Origin of the sequence: Halomonas sp. KM072 (genome assembly GCF_050710315.1) — a bacterium.
GTDB classification, from domain to species: Bacteria; Pseudomonadota; Gammaproteobacteria; order Pseudomonadales; family Halomonadaceae; genus Vreelandella; species Vreelandella hamiltonii.
This window is the reverse complement of the sequence record NZ_CP136132.1, coordinates 2,396,144-2,419,320: the sequence shown is the minus strand read 5'-3', so window position 1 is coordinate 2,419,320 and position 23,177 is coordinate 2,396,144. Positions and strand designations below refer to the sequence as shown.

The following is a 23,177-nucleotide window of genomic DNA, read 5'->3' as shown; positions in this document are numbered from 1 at the left end:
GTGGCGGCTGACTAATGCTATTAGTCAGCTACCCCATGCTGAAATGGCATTGCCCGCGATGGAACTGAACTGGTTGGAAGACTTCAATGCCCTGGCCGAACACGGCAGTTTCATCCGTGCCGCCCAGGCGCGCCATGTGACGCAACCCGCGTTCAGCCGCCGGATCAGAGCGCTGGAGCAGTGGATGGGTGTGGCCCTTTTCGTGCGCACGCCCCAAGGCACCACGTTGACCGAGGCGGGCCTGCATATTCAGGCCAGTGTCATCGATGCTGCAGGGCGACTCTATCGTTTACGCAGTGAAGCCCAGGAAGTTGCCCAGCGCGCGACGGCGGCGCTCCAGTTTGCGGCCACTCATTCACTCTCGTTTACTTTCTTTCCGCGCTGGATACGCCAACAAGAGCAAAGTGCCGCGCTGCATGCCGTACAACTTCACTCCGATACCATGGCCAACTGCGAGCAGCTCTTACTGCGCGGAACGGCACAGTTTTTATTGAGCCATCGAGACCCCGCCGTCGACTCGCCTCTGGAAGCGGAACACTTCGAGAGTCTCACCGTCGGTCAGGATCGATTGATTCCTCTGGTGGGGCGCGAGCTGGGGCTTGGTGCGGCTTCCACTTTTTTTCCTTATTTAGCGTACACTGACGCCTCGGGGCTAGGGCGCATCTTGCGCCATCGTCTGGGTCAGCGGCAGCCAGTCACACTCTCTTCCCAGGCCCATTTCAGCAGCCATCTGGCCGCCGTGCTGATGTCCATGGCCATCGAGAACAAGGGGTTGGCCTGGCTGCCTGAAAGTCTTTCCGAACAAGAAGTTGCGGAAGGGCGCCTGGTGCGCGCGCTGCCCCCGGAGTGGGACGTGCCGGTGGCCATTCAGCTGACACGGCCGCGCCAGTTGGCCAGCCCTTTCGCCAGCGCGTTTTGGCAAACGCTGGTGGCTACTCAGAGAGATCAGAAAGTGACCACTCGATAGCGGCACTTTATGGGCTTGATAAGGTCTTTAGATTGGCCTAAAAAGCGTATATGCAAGTTTAAAAGTGCAAATTCCTGCAAAAAGTGGCCCTTTTTGTAATAATCGCGCTATGCTTGGCATTAAACGTATCTTGATAAGAAGGTCCCCCATATTTGGGTGCCGCGCACGCGCTGCATCTGGTAACCGGTTAGTTGACCCATGGAATGCTCGACATGGAATTAAGAGAGTGGTTAATCATTCTAGGACTGGCTCTGGTGTCGCTCATCGTCGTTGATGGTGCGCGAAGGCTTCAGCGTCAACGTCGTGTCCCGCAGCTGGATCAGGCTGGCAAGGATCTGCCCGCCGTCAAGCCGGAAGAGTTGAGTGACGAGGCCAAGGAAGCGGAAATCAACTGGGAACTGCCCAATGGCGGTGCTCGGGTCGTCAAACCCGCCGATTACAGTGGCCTGGGCCAAAAGCCAAAGTTGAAGCGTCAGGACCACCCCGGGCCTTCCAAAGTCCTTTCTGAGTTCCGCCGCTCGTTTGCTCAATCCGTGACCGCAAACGCAAAGTCGTTTACTTCGAAGTCTTCCAAACCTGCCGTGGCCCAGTCGGCAGCAGCGAACGGTGAGACCGCCAAGCGCAGCGAGCCCCCGAAGGCGGCTCCATCGCGTGCCGAACCGTCGATGTCCCCGTCGCCCGTCTCAACACCTGTTGCAAACAGTGTCATGCCCGAGGCAGCGTCCGCTGCTTCCCGAGAAGCCGCCCATAGCGAGCCCCGCCGTGAGCCCAGCCTGTTTGCGGGTGAGCCGACGTCTCAGCATGAAGCTGTAACTCCAGAAGCCACTGTTTCAGAAGCCATCGCTTCAAAAGCCAAGACGCCAGAATCTCTGGTGTCAGAAGAAACTGCAGCCCCAGAAGCTGAGGCCTCAGAAACTATCGCCGTGGCGTCTGCTGCTCCGGTTCCCGTCGAGTCAGCCGTCCAGCAGCAGCCTTCTCCAGAAACGGCTGCTCCCACGGTGTCCGAGCCTGCGGTTGAGCCCGTATCCACCGCAGCGGCTGCCGAAGACGACCACAAAGCCACGGCGGACGCTGCCGCTGAGAGCGTCGAGTCTGTTCTGTCCGCCACGGACACGCCGGAAAGCACGCCGCTGAGCGCCGTAGAGCCGGAGCCCGATGCCGAGCCGGTGCTGCGCGCCGAGCCGGAAGATGCCGTCTTTGCCAAGTCCTCCGAGACGCCCAGGCGTCGGCAGCTGCGTTCGGATATCGCAGGCGACGTGGACGAGCTGGATGACGACGAGGTAGACCGCTACCGCCTGGTCGACTTCGAAGGTATTGGCCGCTCCTTCAAGCGCCGTATCATCGAACGCCGAAAACAGAAAGCGATCAAGAAAGCCGAAAAAGCCAAGCGTGCCGAAGCGCTGGCCAAGCAGAAAGCCGAGCGCAAAGCCCTGGAGGCCGAGCAGCGCCGCGTGGCCAAGGAAGCGGCAGAAGCAGAGAAGGCGCGCATTGCTCAGGAAAAAGCCCAGGCTCGCGAGCTGGCGGCGACGGACGCTGCTGCCAAACGCACCTCGCGTGGCAAGGCCCCGGCGCTGGACAGCTACGATGACGCCGACCGCTACGCAGCCCCCGCCGCTGCCCGCGGTGCCTATGACGATGCTGCTTCCCATCATGATGACCGCTATGCAGCTTATGATGCGGGTCGCACCGATGCTGCCGACTACGATGATGCCTACGCAGAATTCGATGGTGCCTATGAAGAGCCTGCCTATGAGGCACGCGAAAGCGTGGTACGCGCTCATCCGACGCTGGAGAAAGCGCTGCGCCACGACGTCAACGGCGAACACGCACGAGAAACCCTGGCCGATGCCGAAGAGATGATCGTCATCAGCGTGTTGTCTCGCGACCTGGAAGGGTTCGACGGCAGCAAGCTTCTGGAACTGATGATGGCGTGTGGCCTGCGTTACAGCCGTACCATGGGTGTCTTCCATCGGTTCGAAACCGAAAGCGCCGAGAGCGAGCTGCAGTTCTCCATGGTGAACGTGCTGAAGCCCGGCACTTTCCCCATCGAAGAGATGGACGAGTTCGTCACCCCGGGCATCACCTTCCTGATGCCGTTGCCCGGTGCGCTGGATAGCGCCGCCGCCTTCGAGGCCATGGTGGAAACCGCCATGGTGGTGGTGCGTCACATGGGCGGTGAATTGAAAGACGAGAACCGCAGCGTCATGACGGCGCAAACCATCGAGTTTGCCCGCCAGCGGGTGCGCGAGTTCGAGCGTCGCCATCGACTGCATCGCCAGTTGCAGGCACGCTAAACGTTTCTGTCATGCCCACACCCGCCTTCTACCCGAAGGCGGGTGTTTTTGTTATTGCCGTTTCGATTGCTGCGCGTTTTTAATACTGTCCATTTTCATGTCGCACTGACCCCTTTTTTCATCTGTTTCGGAATGCCCGCATGAGTTCGCTAGACCCCGCCCTGCTAGAAGAGATTGGCCAATTGCGCGCTGATCTGGATGACGCCAATTATCGCTACTACGTGCTGGACGAGCCCACGCTGACCGATGCCGACTACGACCGCAAGCTGCAACGTTTGCAGCAGATCGAGGCAGAACACCCTGACCTGATATCGCCAGACTCGCCCACCCAGCGAGTGGGCGCGGCCCCGGCGGAAGGCTTTCCGGAAGTGGCCCATGCCATTCCCATGCTGTCGCTGGACAACGCCTTCAGCCGTGAAGACATCATCGCCTTCGCCCAGCGGGTAGCCGAACGTCTGGAGTGCCAGCCCGAGGAGATCGAATTCAGCTGCGAACCCAAGCTGGATGGCGCAGCGGTCTCGCTGGTGTACGAACAGGGTGTGCTGGTCAGCGGTGCAACGCGCGGCGATGGGCGTACGGGCGAGGGTATTACCTCCAACCTGCGTACCTTGCGCTCGGTGCCGCTGAAGCTGATGGGAGGCACGTTGCCCGAGCTGGTGGAGGTACGTGGCGAGGTCATCATGCGCCACGCCGGGTTCGAAGCGCTGAACCAGCGTGCCCGAGACGAGGGCAGCAAGGTGTTTGCCAACCCGCGTAACGCGGCAGCAGGCAGCCTGCGCCAACTCGACCCGCGCATCACCGCAACGCGACCGCTGGAGTTCCACGCCTATCAGGCGGCGCGATTGGAGCCCGATATGGGCGATACCACCCACAGCGCCTTGATGGCCAGGCTCTCCCAACTGGGGTTCAAAACCAGCGCCGAGCTGAGCGTGTTGCAGGGGCCAGACGCCGTGGCCGACTACTGTGAACGGCTGGGCGAAAAGCGTGATCAGCTGGGCTACGACATCGACGGCGTGGTGATCAAGGTCAACGACCTGCGCCACCAGCGGGAGCTGGGTTTCGTGGCCCGCGCGCCACGCTGGGCGGTGGCCTTCAAGTTCCCTGCCCAGGAAGAAGTCACGCTGCTCAACGACGTGGAGTTTCAGGTCGGCCGTACCGGCGCGATTACCCCGGTGGCACGGCTGGAGCCGGTCACGGTGGCCGGGGTGACCGTGTCCAACGCCACGCTGCACAATGCCGACGAGATCGAGCGGCTGGGCGTCATGATTGGCGACACCGTGGCCATTCGGCGGGCGGGGGACGTGATTCCCCAGGTGGTACGTGTCGATGTCGAGAAGCGCCCAGCCGAAGCCCGCGCCATTGTATTCCCTGACCAGTGCCCGGTGTGTGGCTCAGAAGTAGAGCGCCTGGAAGGCGAGGCGGTGGCCCGCTGCTCCGGCGGCCTCTACTGCGCGGCCCAGCGCAAGGAAGCGCTCAAGCACTTTGCCAGCCGCAAGGCCATGGACATCGATGGCCTGGGGGAGAAACTGATCGAGCAACTGGTCGAGCAGGACTGGGTCAAGACCCCCGCCGAGCTGTTCCACCTGACCGTCGAGCAGCTCAAAAGCCTGCCGCGCATGGGTGAAAAGTCCGCCACCAATCTGGTCAATGCGCTGGAAAAAGCCAAGCAGACCACGCTGCCACGGTTCATTTACGCACTGGGCATTCGTGAAGTGGGCGAAGCCACCGCTGCCAACGTGGCCAACCATTTTGGCACTCTGCAAGCCCTTCAGGAGGCCGACACGTCCGCGCTGGAAGCGGTCAACGACGTGGGGCCCATCGTGGCGAAACACATCCATACCTTTTTCCGGCAGCCGCACAACCTCGACACCCTGGAAGCGCTGATTGCGGCGGGGGTCGTCTGGCAGGAAACCGAGGTGGCCCAGGGGCCCACGCCGCTGGAAGGCCAGTCCTGGGTACTGACCGGCGCCATGGAGAGCATGACCCGTGACGAAGGCAAGGCACGTTTGCAGGCGCTGGGGGCCAAAGTGGCGGGCAGCGTGTCCAAAAAGACCACCTGCCTGGTGGCCGGTGAGGCTGCGGGCAGCAAGCTCACCAAAGCCGAGGAACTGGGCGTCGAAGTGATCGACGAAGCCACCTTTATCGAGCGTTTGAGCGCGTGGGAGCAGAGCGAATGAGCCGTTTCATAGAAGTACCCGCCCGCATGCTGCCGCCCGAGACGCTGGATGCGCTGCTGGAAGCGTTCGTGACCCGCCAGGGCTACGATACCACCGATACCGGCGAAGGCATGCGCGGCTGGGTCGCCGAGGTCAAGCGGCAGCTGGAGCGTCACGAGCTGATCATCGCTCATGACCTGGAGCTGGAAATGACCGAAGTGATGACGCTCGCCCAATGGCGTGCCTTTGGGCGAGAGCTGGCCGATGACGAGGAAGAGGGCGATTACTGAGCGCGGATCAGCGCACTGATCAGGCGCCTTCCCGGGTGCAGGTGGTCCACCAGCGGCTGCTCCAGAGGAAGCGGCTCATCACACAGGCTGGAAGCCAGCACTTCGGCGCACAGCGGCGCGCTGGCCAGCCCACGAGAACCGTGGGCAGTGGATATCCACAGCCCGCCATGGTGTTGGCCTGGGGTCTCCGGCACCTTCGAGGCATCCTTGGCCAGCGCCGCGTAGGCCGTGCGCCACGCCGCCGCGTCGGGCACTGGCCCGGCATAGGGTGTCTTGTCGGGGCTGGCGGCGCGCACGGCGGCTCGGCCCGTCAAGGTGCTGGGCGTCAGCGGCCCTGTGGCGGCCTCCAGCGCCGTGACCCAGTCAGGCAAGGCCTGGCGCAACTCGTCGATATTGCGCTGATGGTCTGCGTCGGCGGTGTGGGTGGTGGCATCGTTGGGCACGAAGCTGGCGCCGAAGGTGAGCACGCCCTCCAGCGGCGGCGACACATAGCCCCCCGCACACACCACGCGCTGGGGAGCCGCCGTGCCCTCCGGCAGCGGCAGCTCGCTTACCTGGCCACGCACCTGCTGCAGCGGCAGCTCCGCCGTCTGGGCGAAACCGTTGGCCAATGACGCCGTGGCAATCACCACCTGGTCGGCGGCCAGGGTGTCGCCGTTGGCCAAGGTGATCTGCCAGCCCGCTGGCGTGGGGTGCAGCGCCGTGGCCTCCCCGTGGCGCAGGGTGATGCCGGGGTGTTGCAGCAGTTGCTCACAGAGCCGTTTGGGCTGTACCCATCCCGCCTGTGGGTAAAAAAGGCCCTGTGCCGCTGCCGTGGGCACCCCGGCCAGCGCGTCGGGGGCCTCGCTGGCCGCGACCAGCGTTTCCGGCAGCGGGTGGTGGGCCATGAAGCGCTGCTGGCGGCTGGCCTCTTTCTCGCTCAAGGCCAGCTGCACCACGCCGCAGGGCTGCCAGAGCGGCGGCTGCTGTGGCCTCGCGGCCGCGAGTTGACCCAGCCAGCGCTGGCTGTAGAGCAGCCCCGCCAGGTAGAAGCGGCTCTGCAGGTTGGTTTCCACCGCAAGCTTCACGTACAGCGCCCCCTGTCGATTACCCGACCCGCCCGCGCCGGGCTGCTCACGCTCCAGCACCGTTACCTGGCGGCCGCGCCGTGCCAGGGCGGCCGCCACGCTGCTCCCGGCCATGCCTGCGCCAATCACCACGATGTGCTGTGAGCGGAGGGTGGGCGGTGGCGTAAACCACGGCGTCCGCTGGCGGCGGTTGTCCACAGGCGGTGTGGCAATACTGCCGGCCAGCATTTCCCGCTTGCGACCGAAGCCAGGCACCTTCTGCCAGGCGAAGCCTGCGGCTTTCAGGCCGCGCTTGACGATCCCCGCGCAGGTGAAGGTGGCAAAGGTGGCCCCGGGCCGCGAACGGGCCGCCATGGCAGCAAACAGCTCGGGCTGCCACATCTCCGGGTTTTTGGAAGGGGCAAAGCCATCCAGGAACCAGGCATCCACCTGGCCTTGCAAGGCTTCCAGCCGTTCGGTGGTGTCGCCAAAGTGCAGGTCCAGGGTGACGCGTTCGCTCAGGTGCAAACGGTGAACGCCGCTGACGGGATCGGGCCACAGGGCGCAGAGCGCCTGTGAATAACTGGCCAACGATGGCCAGGCGCTCAGGGCTCGCGCCAGGGCAGTGTGGCCCAACGGGAATTTTTCGGTAGAGAGCAGGTGCAGCCGTGCCCCTGGCGGGGCGTGGCGTTCGAAGCAGGCCCAGGCACACAGCATGTTCAGCCCGGTGCCAAAGCCGGTTTCTCCAATCACGAATGCTCGGGGTGCCTGCCACTCGGCAAACCGCTGGGGCAGGTGGTTGGCCGCCAGGAAGACGTGTTCGGTTTCCGCGCGACCGTCCTCCCGGGAAAAATAGACGTCACCGAAGGCATCAGAGTGCGGGGCATCGTCGTTCCAGGAGAGCGTCGGGGCGGTCATGGCCGCCAGCGGGGGCAGGTCAGTGGGGCGCTGGGTCACGCGAATATCCGTGGTGGTCGAAGGGTGAACGAAGGTGGTCAAAAAATGATCAATTTGTTCAGCAGGGCGCTATCTCTGGCTTATAGAAAAGCGTCCGCCGTGTTTTCACAGAGTTTTCCACAGGCTCTGTGAAAAAGCAGGCGGACCCTCCACAGTCGCCCTTGTGGGTCAAGGCAAAACTTTCTTGAACGGCTTAACAATTACCTTGGCATAGACCCCGGCAATGATGTAAGGGTCGGCATCCGCCCACGCCTTGGCCGCTTCCAGGCTGTCGAATTCGGCCACTACAAGGCTGCCGCTAAAGCCCGCTTCGCCGGGGTTGTCGGTGTCGATGGCCGGGTGGGGGCCAGCCAATACCAGACGGCCTTCGTCACGCAGCGCTTCCAGCCGTGCCAGATGGTCCGGGCGGGCGGCCAGTCGGCGCTCCAGGCTATTGGCCACATCTTCACTGATAATTGCATACAGCATGGGGATAACTCCTTGAAGGCAGTGCGGTTGGGGAAGCCTTGCTATCGCTCCCGGCATTGACCGCGTGCTGGTTAACGCGCACCATGGCGAGCTGTTGTTGTACCACACGCCTATTCTGACAAACTCGCCACACGGCGTCATGCTAATGCCACGACTTCCTGAAGCTTTTCCCCCTGCACTGCCCCGTGTGTTCGATGCCGATCAGCGCTACCCGGTCGATTTGCACATGCACTCTACCGCCTCGGATGGGTCGCTGCCGCCTGACGAGCTGGTGGCGCTGTGTGCCGCCCGGGGCATGACGCACATTGCCCTCACCGACCACGACACCATGGACGGCACGGCAGAAGCCAGCCTGGCCGCCGAGCAGGCGGGCCTGTGCCTGGTGCCCGGCTGCGAGTTATCCACGCGCTGGCAGGGCATCAATATTCACGTGGTGGCGTTGATGCCGGGCGGCTTGCAGGGAGCGCTGGTGGAGGGCCTGGAGCAGCAGCGCCAGGCGCGTATCCAGCGGGCTGAAGTGATTGCCGAGCGGCTGGAGAAAATGGGTCTGCCCGATGCGTTGGCCAAGGCCCGCGCCCAGGCCGGCAGCGACCGCCCGCTGGGGCGCCCGGATTTTGCCCGTGCCTTGGTGGCGGAAGGCGTGGTGGCCGACTGGGCCGGAGCCTTCAAGCGCTACCTGGGCAGCGGCAAGAAGGGCGATGTGAAAGCCCACTGGCCCGAAATTGCCGATGCCGTTGGCTGGGTGGTGGCATCCGGCGGCGTCGCGGTGCTGGCCCACCCGCTGCGCTACGGGCTGACCCGGCGCAAGCGCGGCCTGTTGCTGGATGCTTTCACCGCCGCAGGGGGCGAGGCGGTCGAGCTGGTCAGCGGCCAGCAAAACCCGGACAGCACCCGTGACCTGGCGCGTCAGCTGGTGGAGCGCTCGCTGTACGCCTCGCTGGGCAGCGATTTTCACTTTCCCGGCAGCCACGCCGCCCCCGGCAGCATGAGCGTGGTGCCACGTACCGCCGCGCCGCCCATCTGGGAACACCCCCGGCTGGCGCACATGCGCGATGCCGCGCCGGGCATGCTGGTGGCTGGGTGATCACGCGCCGTATCGGCTAAGCTGTAGGTATCGCGCCAACGAATGTGCAACGAACGGACCGCCGAACGGCAGGAGCAAGCGATGAGCCAATATTTCCAGATTCACCCCGAGAACCCGCAAAAGCGGCTGATTGACCAAGCCACCGAGATTATTCGTAAGGGTGGAGTAGTCGCTTACCCAACGGACTCAGGCTACGCGCTGGGCTGCCATTTAGGCGAAAAAAAGGCCATCGAGAAGATCAAATGGCTGCGCTCGCTGGATGACAAGCATAACTTTACTCTGGTGTGCTCGGATCTTTCCGAAATTGGCACTTACGCTAAAGTGGATAACGCCGTGTTCAGGCTGCTGAAGGCTCACACGCCCGGCCCCTACACCTACATTCTGGATGCCACTACCGAAGTGCCGCGCTTGCTGCTGCACCCCAAGCGCCGCTCAATTGGTGTGCGGGTGCCCGATCACCGCATCACCCACGCGCTGCTAGAGGCGCTGGGTGAGCCGCTAATGAGCGTGACGCTGATTCCGGTAGGCGAAGCGCTGCCGATGAGCGACCCCGAGGAGATCCGCGACCGCTTTGGTGCCCATCTGGATTTGATTATCGATGGCGGTGCCTGCCACCTTGACCCAACGAGTGTGATTGATCTTCGCGAACTGCCGCCCAAAATCGTGCGGGAAGGGCGTGGCGATATAACGCCGTTTCAAGAGTAGTGGTCGCTGAGCACTATTAAAACGGGGGCGCTTAGCGTCCCCGTTTTCGTATCGGCGAGGGGCTATTTATCCTCGCTTGGCGTCTCATCGTCGCTGCTCTCTTTGTGCGCTTTTTTGCGCGGGTCCTCGCTGTTCTCATCCAGCCAAGTGCCGCAGCGCAGGCAGTAGCGGGCGCGCTTTTCGTGGCGGTCGTGGCCGCAGCCAGGGCAGGCTTCTTCTGAGTAGCGGTCTTCACGAATCGAGCGGATCACTTGGGCAGAAAACACCCCGGTGGGCACGGCAATAATCGAGTAGCCAATCAGCATCAGAATCACCGTGATGGCTTTGCCCAGCGAAGTGGCGGGCACAATATCCCCATACCCGACGGTGGTGATGCTCACGATGGCCCAATATATCGACATCGGAATGCTGGTAAAGCCCGACTCAGGGGACTCGATGGTGTACATCAGCGCGGCAAACAGTGTGACCACCATGAGAATGCTACTGAAAAATAGCAAAATCTGGCGCAGGCTACGTTTAAGCGCATCCAGCAGTAGCCTGCCTTCCCCCACAAACTCCATCAGTCGCAAAATGCGGAAGATGCGCAGCACGCGCAAAATCCGCACCATCACCAGCGCATGCGCGCCAGGCACTAGTAGCACTAGCCAAGTGGGGATAATTGCAATCACATCCACCACGCCGTAAAAGCTTTTTAAATACACAGTGGGGCGTTCAAGGCAGTAAAGCCGTGCCAGCAGTTCCAGGCTAAACAGCAGTGTAAAGGCCCATTCGATGTAGAAGAAAATATGCCCATAACGCTCGGCATAGATCTCAACGCTATCGAGCAAAATCACCGCCACGCTCAGCAGGATGGCGATGATCAAGGCGATATCGAACGCTTTGGCCCCCGGGGTATCCGACTCGAAAATCACGTGGAATAACCGCGTGCGCAATCCTTCGGCACCGGGGCTGAGGTCAATGCTCATGGTTTCGTCCTGAAATAAGCGGTCAAGGGGGATGCGTTTCAGCGTAGCGCGGTTTGCTGACCAAGGCGACGGGCCAGCGTCAACGCTGCAACGCCGTACGCCGCTGTGGGCTGGCCGGTGGTGCCCAGCTCGGCCGTCAGCGTGAGGGCCTCGCGCCGTGCGGCGTCATCCAGCGCCGGGTGCTGGGCCAGTTCACTCAGCGCCTGTTGGGCCGCCGCTAGGTGCTCGGGGTGGCCACTGTCATGGAAGGCATCTAGCGCCACGGTGGCACGGTGCAGCCATGCGCTGGGGGTGCTGGCCTCGGGCAGTGTCCACTGCTGCTGGCCCAGGGCATTGCCTCGGGCGGCCTTGCTGCTGTCGGAAGGGCGCAGTGCTACCTGCTCTGCCAGTGCCAGGGCCAATCCCCATAGCGCATCGGCGCTGCCCTCTTTCAGCTCCAGTTCGACCTCGCCAATAGGGGCGCGGGCGCTACCCGCCACGATTTCCCCTTCGTCCACCACCAGCTCGATGGCGCTGCCTTGCCATGCCAACTGCCAGGTACGGCGGTGGAAATCGGTGCTCAGCGTGGGTTGCAGCGCCGCTATCTGTTCGGCCAACGGCCCTTGAAACGGCGGCAGCTCGGCCAGCCCGGCCTGGTCGAGAGCGTGCTCGTCCAGCGGCCACTCCCACTCTTCACGACGCGATAGCCCGCCGCCGCCCTGGCCTGCGGTCTTGACCGTTTGCAGCACGCGCGGGCCCAGTCGGCGCAGCCGAACGGCGACCCGGCCTGCGGCCAGATGGCCCTGGGGAGTATCGAAATAGGTGTTGGCCAAGGCCTGCTGCTGGGGCGGCTCTGCCAAGAGCGGATGGGCCAGCAGCGCGTCGAGCGCGCCGGGCCCCAGGGCTAGCTTCAGTTCGACTTCCTGAGGGGCTGCCGGATGAGGGTGTTGGGTCATGACGCTTCCTGCCAAGTGGTCTATGTTGCTTATTGATGACGATTGAATGAACTTTTTATGACGAAGCCGAGCGCGCTCTTTATACTGTCGCCCGCCATTTCCAGGCTCCCCGAAAACAGGCTAAAGGCTCTATGGTAACCTCCAACCCTTTTTCCGCGATGTTTGGCCGCTCGCCATTCCAGCCGCTGCTGGCCCACATCGTCAAGGCCAATGAATGCGCCGACCTCCTCCTGCCGTTCTTCGAAGCGACCCTTGCCGGTGACTGGGACGCCGCCGCCGAGCTGCGCGAGCAGGTGACTTCTCTGGAGCACGAAGCCGACACCCTCAAGACCGAGCTGCGGCTCAACCTGCCCAACAGCATGTTCCTGCCGGTCTCGCGCTCGGACCTGCTCGACTTGATCAGCGTACAGGACAAGATCGCCAACAAGGTGCGTGACATTACCGGCATCATGCTGGGCCGTAAAATGCGCGTGCCCGACGAGCTGGCCGATTTGATGCGCGAGTACATGGCCACCAGTGTGGCTTGCGTGGCCCAGGCGCGCCAGGCGCTGGAAGAGTTGAAGGACCTGCTGGAATCCGGCTTTGGGCGCAACGTCTCGGACGTGATGCAGAACATGATCCGCGAGCTGCACGTGCTGGAGCACCAGGCGGATGATCAGCAGGTGGCGATTCGCCGCCGTCTTTTCGAGCTGGAAAGCCAGCTTCCCCCCGTGGATGTGATCTTTCTCTACAAGATCATCGACTGGGTCGGCGAAGTTTCCGACCGCGCCGAACGCGTGGGCAGCCGCCTGCAGATCCTGACCGCACGCTAAGGGGCTCCCATGCAGATTATTGCTCAGCACGGCGACATCTTTATCATTCTGGCCTGCCTGTTTGGCTTCTTCCTGTCCTGGCTGATTACCCTGCCCGCCGGGGCGGGGTTGGCCATCGTGTTCTTCTTCAGGCATGTTCGGCTGATACACCTCTCCCCAGGCTAACGCTTGGCGGGTATACGGCGGCACCTTCGACAGCCGGTCTCGACAGGAGATCGCTGCAATAGAAGGTGCCGCTGTTTTTTATGCTCTGTTAAAGTAAGCGTGATCACTTTCATTCACCTGCTGCCGGAGAGCGGCCCTTGGACACACGTTTCCCCTTTGTCGACTGGTTTCGTAATGCCTCCCCGTACATCAATGCCCACCGGGGGCGAACCTTTGTCATCCTGATTGAAGGCGAAGCCATGGCGTCGGGCCGAGGAGAGCAGCTGATTCAGGACCTGGCCTTGCTGCACACGCTGGGCGTGCGCCTGGTGGTGGTGTTCGGCATTCGCCCTCAGGTGCATGAGGCGTTGACGGCCGCAGGCGTGGAGCCCACTCGGGTGGATGGCCGCTGGGTGGCCAATCGCGCGGTGATGGCCCACGTTGAGCAGGTAGCGGCGCACCAGCGGCTATGGCTGGAAGCCCGGCTTTCCCTTGGCCTGCCCAGCACGCCGCTGCACGGCGTGGAGCTGAGCGTGATTTCCGGCAATCTGGTCACCGCCAAGCCGCTGGGCGTGCGCGAAGGCGTGGACTTCGATCACAGCGGTGAGGTGCGCCGGGTGCGCGCCAGCGCCATCGAAGGGCTGCTGGAGAAGGGCTCGCTGGTGCTGCTGCCGCCGCTGGGATTCTCCAGCACGGGTGAAGTGTTCGATTTAGACGCCTCGGAAGTGGCCCAGCACGCCGCCGTGGCGCTCAAGGCAGACAAGCTGATTCTGCTGGGCGAGTCGGAAGGGTTGGAGGACGAGCAGGGCGCGCTGTTGCGCCAGCTTTCACCTTTCGAAGCCGAACCGCGCTTGCAGCAGGCCGTGCCCGGCAGCGAGCTGGCGCGCCATCTCAACGCCGCCTGCACCGCCGCCCGGGAAGGCGTGGCCCGCACGCACCTGCTCTCCTGGCGCAACCATGATGCGCTGCTGGGGGAGCTGTTCACCCGCGACGGCGTGGGCACCATGATCACCCAGCACCGCTACGAGCAGCTGCGCCCGGCCACGCTCAATGACGTGGCGGGCCTGCTGGAGCTGCTGGAACCTCTGGAGCGGCGCGGCATGCTGGTGGCTCGCTCCCGGGAGCGCCTGGAGCATGAAATCGACGACTACATGGTCATCGAGCGCGACGGCATGGTGATCGGCTGCGCGGCGCTGCACGTCTTCCCCGAGACCACCGTGGGCGAGCTGGCCTGCGTGGCCGTGCATGGCAACTACCGGGGCGGCGAGCGCGGCGAGCGCCTGGTCGAAGCGCTGGAGCGACGCGCCCGCCAGCGGGGGCTTTCCGATATGTTCGTGCTCACCACCCATACCGCCCACTGGTTCGTGGAGCGCGGCTTCCGCGCCGCCAGCCTGGAAGACCTGCCCCCCCTCAAACGCGAGGCCTACAACCACGCCCGTAAATCCAAGGTGTTGGTGAAGAATCTGGCGGGTTAGTGGGGAAAACCGGCACCATGCGCGCTATCGACTACCTAACGAGAGTCACTTTGCGCTATGGTAAAAGAAACTAACCGAGGGATGCCGCAATGAACCTCAAACGTGTCGCACACATTGCCAGTGTCACTACGATCTTTCCGCAAAAGCGGCAGGCAATCCAACCTGTCGAGTTTGTCGTGCACGAGAGCGATGCAGAGGCATTGAGCAGCGATTTTCTGAAGGTTGGAAAAGATATGCAAAAGGCGATGGAGCAATATGACCGACTCCCCAAGCTCTCACACTCGTGATTCATCGCAGCAATCACCAACCTCCTCTAACAATCAGAGCATTATTGCTCAACAATTGACCTACTCAGGTCCCTTGCCGCCTTCTGCGGAAATGGAAAAATACGAGCGCATCAGCCCCGGCGCGGCAGATCGTATTTTAGCCATGGCCGAGAAGGAGCAAGCGCATCGCCACGAGCAAGAAGAGAAAGAAAACGCCGTCAACTCTCATATTGCTGAGTCCAATATACGCTCGCAGGATGCCAGTATCAGCGAGATCAAGCGCGGGCAGTGGATGGCCTACAGCCTTGGCCTTATCTTTCTGGGTATTACCAAACAGCGCGTAAAGCATCGCCCAGTCGGGCGGTGATACAAGCGCGCACCGCGTAGCGGTGCCAGATTGACCTCGCCTCATTACCCTGATATTTATACAGCATGACAAAGCGTGCCTACAAAGAACGGTTCTACCCCACCTCCGAACAGGCTGAGCTGCTGGCGCAGTCGTTCGGGTGTGCCCGTTTTGTCTGGAATAATACCCTGGCCTATCGCACCGAGGCGTATCAGCAGCGCGGTGAATCGGTCTCGCACTCATCGGCGGAAAAGCGACTGGTGGGCTTAAAGGCGGAGTTTCCGTGGTTGCGGGATGTTTCCAGCGCGATCGTGCTGGACGCTACTTCATCAGTTGCCTGTGTGATTTCGTGCCAAAAGCGCTTCCGGTCACGCGCAAAACGGTCGGCATTGACCTCGGCTTGAGCGATTTGTTCATTACCAGTGACGGCGCAAAATCGGGCAATCCGCGTCATCTGAAACGCTACGAGGCGAAGCTGGCCTGCTTGCAGCGCCGGTTGGCGAAAAAACAGACAGGTTCAAACAACCGCAACAAACACCGCCGGAAAGTGGCACGGCTACATGCCAAGATCGCCGACTGTCGCCGTGACGCCACCCACAAAGCGACCCGCGCACTCATTAACGAAAACCAAGTCCTGTGCGTCGAGTCACTTAATATCATTGGTATGATCAAGAATAGACGGCTTTCTAAATCCATTAGCGATGCCGGGTGGGGTGAGTTCGTCCGGCAACTGGAATACAAGGCCGCCTGGGCGGGGCGCCAACTGGTGAAAGTGAGCCAGTGGTTCCCCAGCAGCAAGCGGTGTCATGGCTGTGGCTACAAGGTTGAGAAACTGCCGCTGTCGCAACGTCACTGGCACTGCGAAAGCTGCGGCTATCCCATTGACCGCGACATCAACGCGGCCAGGAATATACAAACCGCCGGGCTGGCGGGGTTAGCCTGTGGAGCGACCGGAGCGGAGGACAGCGGCCTAGCTGCTATCTAGTGAAGGCGTGTGGAAGCAGGAAGGTTCTGGGGGTGATTTCAGAACCCTCGCCCAAAGCGCGAAGCGCGGCGGGCGGGGAGTGTCAGAACGTAGACCAAAGGCGCAGGCCGGGGCAAATGCCGAAGAAGGCCATTCACTTCCGATAGCGACAATTAATAAATGCTATTTAAACACTGCATGAGTGGGTGCCAAACGGGCCGGGAAGGAGGTAACTCGCTGCTTTGGAAAGAGAATCCTGAAAACCAGGCAGGGCATTGCACGGCCCTGCGGTGCGGCCTTCATGGCAAGCGGGTGGGGAGCGGCTATAGTGAGTGAGGCAACACACACCACCAAGGATCAGGAGGTAGCATGTCCCCGGATAAACACGACCAGAAGCAAGAACAGAAAAAAGACCAGCGCGACGATCATCACGACGACGCCAACCCGATGCCGGATACCCATCACGTCAATCCTTCTCCGGACGAGTCATCGGACAAAAAGTAATCACCCGTGCGGCGCTATTTCTGATAGCGCCGTTTTACTTCCACGTTCAATCGCCCCTCACCCAGCTTCAATTTGAGCAGCTGGCCCGGCTGAGTATCCTGGGCGCGGCGCACGATCTGGCCTTGTTCGTCCTGGGCGATGGCATAGCCACGGCCTAGTACCGCCAGCGGGCTGACCGCGTTGAGTGCCCGGGCGGCGCTGTGCAGGCGTGCCTGGCGCGCTTCCAGCTGGCGCTGCATGGCGCTGGCCAGGCGGCGTTGCAGGCGTTCGATGCGCTCGCTTTCTGCCCGGTGCAGCCGGGCCATGTCCTGGCTGGCCAGCCGGCGGCCGAGCTGGCCAAGCTGGCGCTGCTGCTGGCTCAGCGTGAACTGCATGGCGCGCGCTAGCCGCTGGGCGAGGGCTTGCAGGTGCTGGCGCTGGTGGGCCAGCCGCTCTCCCGGGTGGCGGAGCCGAGCGCGCAGGGCGTCCAGCCGCTGGCTATCGCGCTCCAGGCGGGTTTGCAGGGCGCGCTGCAGGCGCTGTTCGGCCTGTTGGAGTTGGCGCTTGAGAGCGTGCTGGTCGGGCACCAGCCGCTCGGCGGCGGCGGAAGGGGTAGGGGCGCGCATGTCGGCGGCGAAATCCGCCAGGGTGACATCCACCTCATGGCCCACGGCAGACATCACCGGCAAACGGGAGTGGAAGATGGCCCGGGCCAAGTGCTCGTTGTTGAACGCCCACAGGTCTTCCAGGCTGCCGCCGCCTCGGGTGATCAGCACCGCATCCTGGGCGGGGTCGAGCCGCGTCTGGCGGTTGAGCAGCGCCAGGGCAGAGATCATTGCCGGGGCCGCCTCTGCGCCCTGTACCGGCACGGGGATCAGCGTCACGTCGGCCAATGGCCAGCGCGCTGCCAGCACCGCCAGCACATCGCGGATGGCGGCGCCGCTGGCGGAACTCAGAATCAGCAGCTTGCGGGGCGGAAAGGGCAGCGGGCGGGCGTTGGCAAATACCCCTTCGCCTTCCAGCTGCGCCTTCAAGCGCTCGTAGGCCGCCAGCAGTTCGCCCAGCCCCGCCGCCTGCACGGCGTCGGCGATCAGCTGGTAATCGCCGCGGGGCTCGAACAGCGAGACCCGGCCGCGCAGCTTGACCTGGTCGCCATCGCGCATGGGGGCCGATACGAACCGTGCCCGCTGGCGAAACAGCGCGCAGCGCACCTGGGCGCGGTCATCTTTCAGCGTGAAGTAGATGTGCCCGGACGCCGGGCGCGACACATTGGAAAGCTCGCCTTCCACCCACACATCGCCCAGGTCGTTCTCCAGCGCCTTGCGCGCCTTGAGGTTGAGTTGACTGACCGATAGCAGGGGGGCGTTGGGAGCGCTCATGGGAGTTTCCAGTCGCGGGTGAAAGCAAGGATGCGGCCGCTCATTAGACAATACGTGCAGGGCGCACAGCAATGGCCCTGACGGGTTCTCTGGCGTACCATGCGCGCAGAAGGCGGCGCTGCAAGATAAACGTCATCAAAGTGTCATAAAACCGTGCTAGGGTGCCCGCCGACACAGAAGTGTCACGAAAGCGTCACAATAGATGTTCACCAACAGGGCAGATTGCTCATGTCGAATCTCGGACCTTCACAAGATCGTCCTGCGCTGGCTCGCCAAGCGCCTCACGAAGTGCCCGCCTGGCTAAGAGGTATCTACGCTGGCTTGTGCTTGTATCTGTTCCTGGCTGCTCTGAACGTTCTGGGTGCGGGGTTAGGCACCTTCGGCAGCGACAGCGATGTTCTGACCCGCGCCTTCGCCTATGGCCAGAACCCCTTCATCGCCTTGATGGCGGGCGTGCTGGTCACCATGGTCGTGCAAAGCTCCTCGTTCACCACGGCGCTGATCGTGACCCTGGTGGCCAGTGGCGAAATGACCCTGGGCACGGCGGTGTTCGCCATCATGGGGGCCAACATCGGCACGGCCGTCACGGGCGTCATCGTGGCGCTGGCCAACGTGCGCATCAAGCGTAACTTCCGCCGCTCGTTCACTGCGGCGCTGATGCACGACCTGTTCAACATCCTCACGGTGCTGCTGATCTTCCCGGTGGAGTGGCTGACCGGCATGTTCCACGAGCGCGGCTACGGCATCTTCACCCGCCTGGCCGCATGGCTGGCAGACCTGATTGGCCTGGAAGAAGTCGCCCGCCCCAACAGCCCGATCAAGACCATTACTGCTCCGGTGGTGGATGCCGCCAACTGGCTGGGCGCGGCGCTGATGCCCACCACCGCCGCCACTGGGCTGATGGTGGCTGGCATCGGCCTGCTGCTGATGTTCGCCGCCCTGGTGTTCATGGTGCAGAACCTGCGCGGTGCGCTGCTGCGCCATATGGATGGCCTGTTCCGTACCTACTTCTTCCGTACCGATGCGCGGGCCTACGGCGTGGGCGTGATCTCGACCGTGCTGGTGCAGTCCAGCTCGATCACCAGTAGCCTGATGGTGCCGCTGGCGGGGGCAGGGGTGGTGCGCCTGCGCCGCGTGCTGCCGTTCATGATGGGGGCCAACCTGGGTACCACCGTGACCAGCGTGCTGGCGGCGACTGCCAACCCGATGGCAGCGGCGATGACGGTGGCGCTGTTTCACGTTATCTTCAACCTTACCGGCACCGCGATCTGGTGGCCGCTGCGGGTCATTCCGCTGCGCATTGCCACCTGGTATGGACGCCTGGCAGGGCAGCACATTCGCTATGCGTTCCTGTTCCTGATCGGTGTGTTCCTGATCGTGCCGCTGGTGGGCATCACGCTGACCGAATTCTTTATCCGCCTGCGCTAAGCGCGGCCAGTTGAGAGGTTTCCCCATGTTCAAACAGCTTTTTAGTGCGCTTACCTCGGAAACCAGCATCGACCAGGCCTACGCGGACCTGACCCAAATGCTGGAGCATGGCGCCTGGATGTTCTCACGGGCCAACGAGGTGCTGTACAGCACCGTGGCCGCCGAGGACGTACGCACGCCCCTGTACGAGCGCGACGTGGCGGTCAACGAGCTGGAGCGCTCGATTCGCCGCAAGGTGCTGCGCCACCTGACCGTCAACCCCGGCCACGACGTGGCCATTTGCCTGGCGTTGATGAGCGTGGCCAAGGACGCCGAGCGTATCGGCGACTACTGCAAGAACGTCTTCGAGGTAGGCGCGTTCTACACCGAAGGCTTCCATGTTGACCGTTACCAGAAGCCCCTGGACAGCATCTCCGAGCGCTTGCGGGGGCTGTTCAGCGAGCTGATTGCGGCCACGCGCAACTCCGATGAGAAAAAGGCCCACGGCATCATCACCGCCACCCGGGAGATTCGTCACATCAGCGACGAGCTGATCGAATCCCTGCTGCGGGAAGAGGACAGCATCGAGTTCCACGAAGCCGTGGCCTACTCGCTGCTGGCGCGCCACTACAAGCGTGTGGCCTCGCACCTGGCCAACATCGCCACGGCGGTGACGGGTCGCCTGGAAGACCTCGACTTCCCCAGCGAAGCCGACGACCGCGCGCTGGACTAAACCGCCCGCGCCACACCGCAGTGGGCTTCGCCCAGGCCAACGCAGAGGGCCACCTTCAGCAGATCATCGCAGGATGGTTTGCTGGGGTGGCCCTCGAAACGTTATAATGGGCGATTAACCTTTCACGCCCCATCTTCCCACTTTACATTGGGTGTTGCCGCTATGCTACGTATGGCCCAAGAAGCGCTTACGTTCGATGACGTACTTCTCGTTCCTGGCTTCTCCGACATTCTGCCCAAGGATGTCAGCCTCAAAACCCGCCTGACTCGTAACCTCTCGCTGAATATTCCCCTGCTGTCTGCCGCCATGGACACCGTGACCGAAGCGCGTCTGGCAATTGCAATGGCCCAGGAAGGCGGCATCGGCATCATCCACAAGAACATGACCATGGCCCAGCAGGCCGCGGAAGTGCGCAAGGTGAAGAAGCACGAAAGCGTGATCGTCAAAGACCCGGTCACCGTGAGCCCCAAGGCCAAGCTGGAAGACCTGCTGGCCATGGCCCGCGAATATGGCTTCTCCGGCTTCCCGGTGGTAGAAGGCGAAACCCTGGTGGGCATCGTCACCGAGCGTGACATGCGCTTCCAGCCCAACGTGGGCGACAGCGTGGCCGACATCATGACGCCCCGCGAGCGGCTGGTAACAGTGAAAGAAGGCACCGACCTTGAAACTAGCAAAGCCAAGATGCGCGAACACCGCATCGAGAAAATGCTGATTGTCGATGACGCCTTCCATCTGCGCGGCCTAGTGACTTTCCAAGACATCGAAAAAGCCCGTACCTACCCGATGGCCGCTAAAGATAGCGACGGCCGCCTGCTAGTAGGCGCAGCGGTGGGCACCGGCCCGGAAACCCCGGACCGCGTAGCCGCACTGGCCGAAGCCGGCGTTGACGTGATCATCGTCGACACCGCCCATGGCCACTCCCAAGGCGTGATTGACCGCGTTCGCTGGATCAAAGAGCACTTCCCCGAGATTCAAGTGATCGGCGGCAACATCGCCACCGCCGCCGCTGCCAAAGCGCTGGCCGAAGCAGGCGCAGACGCCGTGAAAGTAGGCATCGGCCCCGGCTCTATCTGCACCACGCGTATTGTGGCAGGCGTTGGCGTACCGCAAATCACCGCCGTTTCCAACGTAGCCGAAGCGCTGAAAGAGTTCGACATTCCGCTGATTGCCGATGGCGGCGTACGCTTCTCTGGCGACTTGGCGAAAGCCATTGCCGCTGGCGCAAGCGCCGTGATGGTGGGTGGCCTGCTGGCCGGTACCGAAGAAGCACCGGGCGAAGTTGAGCTTTACCAAGGCCGTACCTACAAAGCCTACCGTGGCATGGGCTCCATGGGTGCCATGTCGCAGAGCCAGGGCAGCGCCGACCGCTACTTCCAGGACAAGGACGCCGGAGCCGAAAAACTGGTGCCGGAAGGCATCGAAGGCCGCGTACCCTACAAGGGCATGATGAGCGCCATCGTTCACCAGTTGATGGGCGGCCTGCGCGCCTCCATGGGTTACACCGGCTGCCGCGACATTCAGGAAATGCGCACCAAGCCCGAGTTCGTACAGATTACCGGCGCTGGCTTCAACGAGTCTCACGTTCACGACGTGCAGATCACCAAGGAAGCACCCAACTACCGGGTGAGCTAACCAGCGCAGTTAGTGACACGGCGGCGGGCATTGCCCCGCCGCTTGCTTTTTAGCCAATGCGGCCGTTCCGCGTTATAGAGGCTTCGCCATGAGTGACATTCACGCCCACAAGATTCTGATTCTCGACTTCGGCTCCCAGTACACCCAACTGATTGCCCGCCGCGTGCGCGAGATCGGCGTATTCTCTGAAATTCGCGCCTTCGACATCACCGAAGAAGAGATCCGCGAATACAACCCCAACGGCATCATCCTGGCCGGTGGCCCGGAATCCGTCACCGAGCTGGACTCCCCCCGCGCCCCCGAGTGCGTGTTCGAAATGGGCCTGCCGGTGTTTGGTATCTGCTACGGCATGCAAACCATGGCCGAGCAGCTGGGCGGCAAGGTGGAAGGCTCCAACCAGCGTGAGTTCGGCTACGCCCAGATTCGCCTGGACGCGGAAAGCGCGCTGTTCAAAGACATCAAAGACCACGTCGACGCCGAGACCGGCAACGCGCTGCTGGATGTATGGATGAGCCACGGCGATAAAGTCGCCAAAGCCCCCGACACCTTCACAGTGACTGCCTCTACCCCGAGCTGCCCGATTGCCGCCATGGCCTGGGAAGAGAAGCAGTTCTACGGCGTACAGTTCCACCCGGAAGTGACCCACACCCTACAGGGCCAGCGGATTCTCGAGCACTTCGTGCTGGATATCTGTAAAGCCGAGAAACTGTGGACCCCTGCCCAAATCATCGAAGACCAGGTACAGCGCGTACGCGAGCAAGTCGGCGACCGCCACGTACTGCTGGGTCTTTCCGGCGGCGTAGACTCCTCCGTGGTAGCCGCGCTGCTGCACAAAGCGATTGGCGACCAGCTCACCTGCGTATTCGTCGATAACGGCCTGCTGCGTAAAAACGAAGGCGACCAGGTCATGGAAACCTTCGCCAAGCACATGGGCGTAAAGGTGATCCGCGTGGACGCCGAAGCGCTGTTCCTGGAGAAGCTGAAAGGCGAAAACGACCCGGAAGCCAAGCGCAAAATCATCGGCAACACCTTTATCGACGTGTTCGATGACGAAGCCAGCAAAATCGAAGGCGTAGAATTCCTGGCCCAGGGCACCATCTACCCGGACGTGATCGAATCCGCCGCCTCGAAAACCGGCAAAGCGCACGTAATCAAATCCCACCACAACGTGGGCGGCCTGCCGGAAACCATGAAGCTCAAGCTGGTCGAGCCGCTGCGCGAACTGTTCAAGGACGAAGTGCGCAAACTAGGCCTGGAACTCGGCCTGCCCTACGACATGGTCTACCGCCACCCGTTCCCTGGCCCCGGCCTGGGCGTGCGCATTCTGGGTGAAGTGAAGAAAGAGTACGCCGACATCCTGCGCGATGCCGACGCCATCTACATCGAAGAACTGCGCGCCGCCGGTTGGTACGAAAAAACCAGCCAGGCCTTCGCCGTGTTCCTGCCGGTGAAATCGGTAGGTGTGGTCGGCGACGGCCGCCGCTACGAATGGGTCATCGCGCTCCGCGCCGTCGAAACCATCGACTTCATGACCGCCCGCTGGGCCCACCTGCCCTACGAGCTGCTGGAGAAGGTCTCCAACCGCATTATCAATGAGTTGGAAGGGGTCTCGCGGGTGACCTATGATGTGAGCAGCAAGCCGCCTGCTACGATTGAGTGGGAGTGAGGC

General features: G+C 62.5%; 21 protein-coding genes and 1 pseudogene. 17 read left to right on the top strand and 5 right to left on the bottom strand.

All coding sequences use genetic code 11. The annotated features are described in order from the left end of the window. Positions 1–58 precede the first annotated feature (58 nt). The 4 genes from RVM26_RS11435 (at position 59) to RVM26_RS11420 (ending at position 5,707) form a co-directional block, all read left to right on the top strand. A complete protein-coding gene (locus tag RVM26_RS11435) occupies positions 59–967 on the top strand; it encodes a LysR family transcriptional regulator (protein WP_498938701.1) in 909 nt (302 codons plus the stop codon). 212 nt (positions 968–1,179) lie between these two features. Further along, positions 1,180–3,261 carry a cell division protein ZipA gene (gene zipA, locus RVM26_RS11430; protein WP_498938699.1) on the top strand — a complete coding sequence of 694 codons (2,082 nt, stop codon included), beginning with the start codon at positions 1,180–1,182 and terminating at the stop codon, positions 3,259–3,261. A 140-nt stretch (positions 3,262–3,401) separates the two neighbouring features. Then, complete coding sequence (gene ligA, locus RVM26_RS11425; RefSeq protein ID WP_498938697.1) at positions 3,402–5,438, top strand: NAD-dependent DNA ligase LigA; 2,037 nt, start codon at positions 3,402–3,404, stop codon at positions 5,436–5,438. Beyond that, positions 5,435–5,707, top strand: coding sequence for a YheU family protein (locus tag RVM26_RS11420; protein ID WP_016914817.1), 273 nt, complete (start codon positions 5,435–5,437; stop codon positions 5,705–5,707). The genes ligA and RVM26_RS11420 overlap by 4 nt, the downstream gene beginning before the upstream one ends. Here the strand turns inward: RVM26_RS11420 and mnmC are convergent. Both mnmC and RVM26_RS11410 read right to left on the bottom strand, forming a co-directional pair. Then, positions 5,701–7,671 carry a bifunctional tRNA (5-methylaminomethyl-2-thiouridine)(34)-methyltransferase MnmD/FAD-dependent 5-carboxymethylaminomethyl-2-thiouridine(34) oxidoreductase MnmC gene (gene mnmC / locus RVM26_RS11415; RefSeq protein ID WP_498941743.1) on the bottom strand — a complete coding sequence of 657 codons (1,971 nt, stop codon included), beginning with the start codon at positions 7,669–7,671 and terminating at the stop codon, positions 5,701–5,703. The genes RVM26_RS11420 and mnmC overlap by 7 nt on opposite strands. Before the next feature lie 207 nt (positions 7,672–7,878). Beyond that, a complete protein-coding gene (locus RVM26_RS11410; protein WP_016914815.1) occupies positions 7,879–8,178 on the bottom strand; it encodes a YciI family protein in 300 nt (99 codons plus the stop codon). A gap of 145 nt (positions 8,179–8,323) precedes the next feature. On the opposite strand from RVM26_RS11410, the gene RVM26_RS11405 reads away from it, so the two are divergent. Both RVM26_RS11405 and RVM26_RS11400 read left to right on the top strand, forming a co-directional pair. Then, positions 8,324–9,262, top strand: a complete 939-nt coding sequence (locus RVM26_RS11405; protein ID WP_096922384.1) for a PHP domain-containing protein — start codon at positions 8,324–8,326, stop codon at positions 9,260–9,262. Positions 9,263–9,343: 81 nt separating this feature from the next. After that, positions 9,344–9,967 carry an L-threonylcarbamoyladenylate synthase gene (locus RVM26_RS11400; protein WP_498938693.1) on the top strand — a complete coding sequence of 208 codons (624 nt, stop codon included), beginning with the start codon at positions 9,344–9,346 and terminating at the stop codon, positions 9,965–9,967. A 62-nt stretch (positions 9,968–10,029) separates the two neighbouring features. Here the strand turns inward: RVM26_RS11400 and RVM26_RS11395 are convergent, their stop codons facing one another. Both RVM26_RS11395 and RVM26_RS11390 read right to left on the bottom strand, forming a co-directional pair. Further along, the gene (locus RVM26_RS11395; protein WP_498938692.1) at positions 10,030–10,932 is read right to left on the bottom strand and encodes an ion transporter; all 903 of its coding nucleotides are present in this window, start codon (positions 10,930–10,932) and stop codon (positions 10,030–10,032) included. Between the two features lie 38 nt (positions 10,933–10,970). Beyond that, on the bottom strand, positions 10,971–11,867 hold the full coding sequence (locus RVM26_RS11390) for a CYTH domain-containing protein (protein WP_498938690.1): 897 nt from the start codon (positions 11,865–11,867) through the stop codon (positions 10,971–10,973). 131 nt (positions 11,868–11,998) lie between these two features. On the opposite strand from RVM26_RS11390, the gene RVM26_RS11385 reads away from it, so the two are divergent. The 7 genes and pseudogenes from RVM26_RS11385 to RVM26_RS11355 all read left to right on the top strand — a co-directional run bounded on the left by RVM26_RS11385 (position 11,999) and on the right by RVM26_RS11355 (position 16,378). Next, positions 11,999–12,679 (top strand): TIGR00153 family protein, encoded by a 681-nt coding sequence (locus RVM26_RS11385; protein WP_039183511.1) that lies wholly within the window; start codon positions 11,999–12,001, stop codon positions 12,677–12,679. 9 nt (positions 12,680–12,688) lie between these two features. Continuing rightward, positions 12,689–12,844 carry a hypothetical protein gene (locus tag RVM26_RS11380; protein WP_287804300.1) on the top strand — a complete coding sequence of 52 codons (156 nt, stop codon included), beginning with the start codon at positions 12,689–12,691 and terminating at the stop codon, positions 12,842–12,844. A 137-nt stretch (positions 12,845–12,981) separates the two neighbouring features. Then, positions 12,982–14,298 (top strand): N-acetylglutamate synthase, encoded by a 1,317-nt coding sequence (gene argA / locus RVM26_RS11375; protein ID WP_498938688.1) that lies wholly within the window; start codon positions 12,982–12,984, stop codon positions 14,296–14,298. A gap of 89 nt (positions 14,299–14,387) precedes the next feature. Continuing rightward, complete coding sequence (locus tag RVM26_RS11370; RefSeq protein ID WP_218313749.1) at positions 14,388–14,585, top strand: hypothetical protein; 198 nt, start codon at positions 14,388–14,390, stop codon at positions 14,583–14,585. Next, entirely contained in the window at positions 14,554–14,931 is a 378-nt protein-coding gene (locus RVM26_RS11365) for a DUF2335 domain-containing protein (protein ID WP_498938686.1), read from the top strand. The genes RVM26_RS11370 and RVM26_RS11365 overlap by 32 nt, the downstream gene beginning before the upstream one ends. Positions 14,932–14,996: 65 nt before the next feature. Continuing rightward, positions 14,997–15,895, top strand: a pseudogene (locus tag RVM26_RS11360) (RNA-guided endonuclease InsQ/TnpB family protein). 348 nt (positions 15,896–16,243) lie between these two features. Then, a complete protein-coding gene (locus tag RVM26_RS11355; RefSeq protein WP_254893829.1) occupies positions 16,244–16,378 on the top strand; it encodes a hypothetical protein in 135 nt (44 codons plus the stop codon). A gap of 14 nt (positions 16,379–16,392) precedes the next feature. On the opposite strand, the gene xseA is transcribed toward RVM26_RS11355, so the two are convergent. Further along, positions 16,393–17,736, bottom strand: coding sequence for an exodeoxyribonuclease VII large subunit (gene xseA, locus RVM26_RS11350; RefSeq protein WP_498938684.1), 1,344 nt, complete (start codon positions 17,734–17,736; stop codon positions 16,393–16,395). A gap of 228 nt (positions 17,737–17,964) precedes the next feature. On the opposite strand from xseA, the gene RVM26_RS11345 reads away from it, so the two are divergent. The 4 genes from RVM26_RS11345 to guaA all read left to right on the top strand — a co-directional run bounded on the left by RVM26_RS11345 (position 17,965) and on the right by guaA (position 23,174). After that, complete coding sequence (locus tag RVM26_RS11345; RefSeq protein ID WP_498938682.1) at positions 17,965–19,164, top strand: Na/Pi cotransporter family protein; 1,200 nt, start codon at positions 17,965–17,967, stop codon at positions 19,162–19,164. A 25-nt stretch (positions 19,165–19,189) separates the two neighbouring features. After that, positions 19,190–19,876, top strand: coding sequence for a phosphate signaling complex PhoU family protein (locus RVM26_RS11340; RefSeq protein ID WP_039183500.1), 687 nt, complete (start codon positions 19,190–19,192; stop codon positions 19,874–19,876). Between the two features lie 162 nt (positions 19,877–20,038). Beyond that, on the top strand, positions 20,039–21,508 hold the full coding sequence (gene guaB, locus RVM26_RS11335; RefSeq protein ID WP_498938680.1) for an IMP dehydrogenase: 1,470 nt from the start codon (positions 20,039–20,041) through the stop codon (positions 21,506–21,508). Between the two features lie 88 nt (positions 21,509–21,596). Continuing rightward, the gene (gene guaA, locus RVM26_RS11330; protein WP_498938678.1) at positions 21,597–23,174 is read left to right on the top strand and encodes a glutamine-hydrolyzing GMP synthase; all 1,578 of its coding nucleotides are present in this window, start codon (positions 21,597–21,599) and stop codon (positions 23,172–23,174) included. The last annotated feature ends 3 nt before the right edge of the window (positions 23,175–23,177 follow it).

Excerpts from the sequence above, each read along its gene's own strand:
- RVM26_RS11435 (WP_498938701.1), top strand. The coding sequence starts at position 59 with ATGGAACTGAACTGGTTGGAAGACTTCAATGCCCTGGCCGAACACGGC.
- zipA (WP_498938699.1), top strand. The coding sequence starts at position 1,180 with ATGGAATTAAGAGAGTGGTTAATCATTCTAGGACTGGCTCTGGTGTCG.
- ligA (WP_498938697.1), top strand. The coding sequence starts at position 3,402 with ATGAGTTCGCTAGACCCCGCCCTGCTAGAAGAGATTGGCCAATTGCGC.
- RVM26_RS11420 (WP_016914817.1), top strand. The coding sequence starts at position 5,435 with ATGAGCCGTTTCATAGAAGTACCCGCCCGCATGCTGCCGCCCGAGACG.
- mnmC (WP_498941743.1), bottom strand. The coding sequence starts at position 7,671 with ATGACCGCCCCGACGCTCTCCTGGAACGACGATGCCCCGCACTCTGAT.
- RVM26_RS11410 (WP_016914815.1), bottom strand. The coding sequence starts at position 8,178 with ATGCTGTATGCAATTATCAGTGAAGATGTGGCCAATAGCCTGGAGCGC.
- RVM26_RS11405 (WP_096922384.1), top strand. The coding sequence starts at position 8,324 with ATGCCACGACTTCCTGAAGCTTTTCCCCCTGCACTGCCCCGTGTGTTC.
- RVM26_RS11400 (WP_498938693.1), top strand. The coding sequence starts at position 9,344 with ATGAGCCAATATTTCCAGATTCACCCCGAGAACCCGCAAAAGCGGCTG.
- RVM26_RS11395 (WP_498938692.1), bottom strand. The coding sequence starts at position 10,932 with ATGAGCATTGACCTCAGCCCCGGTGCCGAAGGATTGCGCACGCGGTTA.
- RVM26_RS11390 (WP_498938690.1), bottom strand. The coding sequence starts at position 11,867 with ATGACCCAACACCCTCATCCGGCAGCCCCTCAGGAAGTCGAACTGAAG.
- RVM26_RS11385 (WP_039183511.1), top strand. The coding sequence starts at position 11,999 with ATGGTAACCTCCAACCCTTTTTCCGCGATGTTTGGCCGCTCGCCATTC.
- RVM26_RS11380 (WP_287804300.1), top strand. The coding sequence starts at position 12,689 with ATGCAGATTATTGCTCAGCACGGCGACATCTTTATCATTCTGGCCTGC.
- RVM26_RS11370 (WP_218313749.1), top strand. The coding sequence starts at position 14,388 with ATGAACCTCAAACGTGTCGCACACATTGCCAGTGTCACTACGATCTTT.
- RVM26_RS11365 (WP_498938686.1), top strand. The coding sequence starts at position 14,554 with ATGACCGACTCCCCAAGCTCTCACACTCGTGATTCATCGCAGCAATCA.
- RVM26_RS11355 (WP_254893829.1), top strand. The coding sequence starts at position 16,244 with ATGTCCCCGGATAAACACGACCAGAAGCAAGAACAGAAAAAAGACCAG.
- xseA (WP_498938684.1), bottom strand. The coding sequence starts at position 17,736 with ATGAGCGCTCCCAACGCCCCCCTGCTATCGGTCAGTCAACTCAACCTC.
- RVM26_RS11345 (WP_498938682.1), top strand. The coding sequence starts at position 17,965 with ATGTCGAATCTCGGACCTTCACAAGATCGTCCTGCGCTGGCTCGCCAA.
- RVM26_RS11340 (WP_039183500.1), top strand. The coding sequence starts at position 19,190 with ATGTTCAAACAGCTTTTTAGTGCGCTTACCTCGGAAACCAGCATCGAC.
- guaB (WP_498938680.1), top strand. The coding sequence starts at position 20,039 with ATGCTACGTATGGCCCAAGAAGCGCTTACGTTCGATGACGTACTTCTC.
- guaA (WP_498938678.1), top strand. The coding sequence starts at position 21,597 with ATGAGTGACATTCACGCCCACAAGATTCTGATTCTCGACTTCGGCTCC.